The organism is Streptomyces sp. NTH33, assembly GCF_003236365.1.
Lineage (GTDB): Bacteria > Actinomycetota > Actinomycetes > Streptomycetales > Streptomycetaceae > Streptomyces.
This window is the reverse complement of sequence record NZ_POTZ01000629.1, coordinates 1-3,113: the sequence shown is the minus strand read 5'-3', so window position 1 is coordinate 3,113 and position 3,113 is coordinate 1. Positions and strand designations below refer to the sequence as shown.

Genomic DNA, 3,113 nt, shown 5'->3' with positions numbered 1-3,113 from the left:
GCGGTGCGCTGGGCGGGGGCGTCGATCGTCTTCCAGGGCGCGATGCACTCGCTGAACGCCGTGCACCGGGTCGGTGACCAGATCGCCGAGCCGATCCTGCTGCACCGCAAGGAGACCGCGGCGGGCGCGCGGAGGAAGACCGGGGAGCTGCTGGAGCAGGTGGGGCTGCCGGCGGCGCGGGCGGGCGCGTATCCGCACGAGCTGTCCGGCGGGCAGCGGCAGCGCGTGATGATCGCGATGGCGCTGGCCTGCGATCCGCGTCTGATCGTCGCCGACGAGCCCACCACGGCGCTGGACGTGATGGTCCAGGCCCAGATCCTGCGGCTGATCCAGCGGCTGGTGAGCGAGCAGGACCTCGGGCTGGTCATGATCAGCCACGACCTCGCCGTCCTGGCCGACACCTGCGACCGGCTGGCGGTGATGTACGCGGGCCGGGTGGTCGAGGAGGGCCCTGCCCGGCAGGTCTACGAGGACGCCCGGCACCCCTACGGCAGGGCCCTGTCGGAGGCGTTCCCCCGCATCGGCGACCCGGCGTCCCGGTTCGCGCCCCGCGGGCTGCCGGGCGATCCGCCGGACCCGGCGGCGGTACCGTCCGGGTGCGCGTTCCACCCGCGGTGCCCGGTCGCGCTGGACGTCTGTGCCACACAGGACCAGGTGCTGCGCGAGGCGGGAGCGGGGCGGCGGGCGGCCTGTGTGCATGTGCCGGAAGGGGCCGCGAGCGGGGGCGCCGCGGCCACCGAGGACGAGGCGGAAGTGAGGAGCGGCACCGCATGACGACCACGTCACCGCTGCTGAGGGTCGAGGGCCTGCACATCACCTTCCCCGGCCGGAACGGCATGCCGGCCGTCCGGGCCGTGGACGGGGTGGACCTCGACATCCGGCCCGGCGAGATCGTCGCGCTGGTCGGCGAGTCGGGGTGCGGGAAGACGACGCTGGCCCGCTCGCTGCTCGGCCTGGTGCCGCCGACCGCGGGACGTGTCACCTTCGACGGCGCCCCGCTCGCCTCCTCCTCGCGCGCGTTGAAGGCGTACCGCAAGCGGGCCCAGCTGGTGCTCCAGGACCCGAGCGGCTCGCTCAACCCGCGCCACACCGTGTACGACGCCGTGGCCGAGGGGCTGCGTATCCACGGACACGGCGGGGACGAGCGGGCGGCGGTCGCCGAGGCCCTGTCCCGGGCCGGGCTGCGGCCGCCCGAGCGTTTCTTCCTGCGCTACCCGCACGAGCTGTCCGGCGGTCAGCGCCAGCGCGTGGTCATCGCGGGCGCGCTGGTCCTCGAGCCCGAACTCCTGGTCGCCGACGAGCCGGTGGCCTCCCTGGACGCCTCGGTGCGCGGCGAGATCCTCGCCCTGCTGCTGCGGCTGCGTACCGAACTCGGCCTGTCCGCGCTGGTGGTGACCCACGACCTGGGGCTGGCCTGGAACATCGCCGACCGGGTCGCGGTGATGTACCTGGGGCGGATCGTGGAGACCGGCGAGGTGGAGCAGGTCCTGACGGCGCCCCGGCACCCGTACACCCAGGCCCTGCTGTCCGTCCTGCCCGAGGCTCCCGGAGATCCGGTCGTCCTCGGCGGCGAGCCCCCGGACCCCTCCCGTATCCCCTCCGGCTGCCGCTTCCACGTCCGCTGCCACGTCCTGGCGAGCGGCGAGGCCGAACGGGCGGGTGTGGACCGGGCATGTCGCGGTCAGGACCCCGGGATCCTCGACGGGAGCGGCAAGGCGCACGTCGCGTGCCACTGGGCACGCGCACGGGAGGACGCGGCTCCGACGGCATCTTAGAGCGGGCCACTCCGCCGACGGGCTACTCCGTCCTCGCGTCCGCCGCGATGATCTCCCGGCACTTCTTGACGTCCTCCGCCATCGCCTCCAGCAGCGCCTGGAGGGAGTCGAACTTCGCCTGGCCGCGGACGAAGGCCAGGAATTCGACGGCGACGTGCAGCCCATACAGGTCGAGGCCGACGCGATCGATGGCGTACGCCTCCACCGTGCGCTCGGTCCCGTCGAACTGCGGATTCGTGCCGACGGAGATCGCGGCCGGCATCGCCTCGCCCTGGGCGTGCAGATAGCCGGCGTAGACGCCGTCGGCGGGGATCGCGGTGTGCGGGAGCGTCTCGACGTTGGCCGTGGGGAAGCCCAGCTCGCGGCCCCGCTGGGCACCGCGGACCACGACGCCCTCCACCCGGTGCGGGCGGCCCAGGATCTCCCGGGCGCCCTCGACGTCGCCCTCGGCGACCAGGCGGCGGGTCAGGGTCGAGGAGAAGGGCTCGCCGCCGCCCGCCACCCCGGTGACGTACAGGTCGACGACCTCGACCTCGAAGTCGTAGGTCTTGCCCTGCTCGGCGAGGAACTCCACGTTTCCGGCGGCCTTGTGGCCGAAGCGGAAGTTCGGGCCCTCGACGACCGCTTTGGCGTGCAGCTTGTCGACCAGCACCTTGACGACGAACTCGGCCGGGGACAGCTTCGAGAACTCCGGGGTGAAGGGCAGGACGAGCACCGCGTCCACCCCCAGCTCGGCCATCAGCTCGGCACGGCGGTGGTGCGGGGCCAGCAGCGGCGGGTGGCTGCCGGGGCGTACGACCTCGCTGGGGTGCGGGTCGAAGGTGACGACGACGACGGGGACGCCGAGCTCGCGAGCGCGGTTCACGGCGTGCTCGATGATCAGCTGGTGTCCGCGGTGGACTCCGTCGTAGGAGCCGATGGTGACGACGCTGCGCCCCCAGTCGTGGGGGATGTCCTCCAAGCCACGCCAGCGCTGCACTGTGACCGCTCCTCGTCGCACCTGTTGTCTTGCTTGTCGTTGTCTTGCTTGTTGTCTTGCTTGTTGTCTTGCTTGTTCTGCTGCCTTGTCCGCAGGTCTAAGGGTGCCATGCCCCGCGTTCCCCGCCCGCATTGGCATGGACGCTGTGACGGGGCGCACGTCGTCGGGCGGCCGCCGGGCCGGGACAGGGCCGGTGTCAGACGGGGGCGCGTACGCCCGCCATGCCCTCGACGGTAGGCGTCACATGATCAGCGGGACAGATCACGCGGCGACCGCGCCCCCTCGCACTCCCTCTGTTCACTCCGAGCGCCCGCACGGTCGGGTGAATGGGCGGGCGCTCGGAGTGAACAGAGGGAGTG

At 72.8% G+C, this 3,113-nt stretch carries 3 protein-coding genes; 2 read left to right on the top strand and 1 reads right to left on the bottom strand.

Annotated elements, in window-relative coordinates:
• Positions 1-774: ABC transporter ATP-binding protein (locus C1I97_RS34065; RefSeq protein WP_146608386.1), on the top strand; the 774-nt coding region annotated here is incomplete at its 5' end.
• Positions 771-1,775, top strand: a complete 1,005-nt coding sequence (locus C1I97_RS34060; RefSeq protein ID WP_111006859.1) for an ABC transporter ATP-binding protein — start codon at positions 771-773, stop codon at positions 1,773-1,775. The genes C1I97_RS34065 and C1I97_RS34060, both read left to right, overlap by 4 nt.
• 22 nt (positions 1,776-1,797) lie before the next feature.
• On the opposite strand, the gene C1I97_RS34055 is transcribed toward C1I97_RS34060, so the two are convergent.
• Positions 1,798-2,754 (bottom strand): bifunctional riboflavin kinase/FAD synthetase, encoded by a 957-nt coding sequence (locus C1I97_RS34055; protein WP_111006858.1) that lies wholly within the window; start codon positions 2,752-2,754, stop codon positions 1,798-1,800.
• Positions 2,755-3,113: the final 359 nt, after the last annotated feature.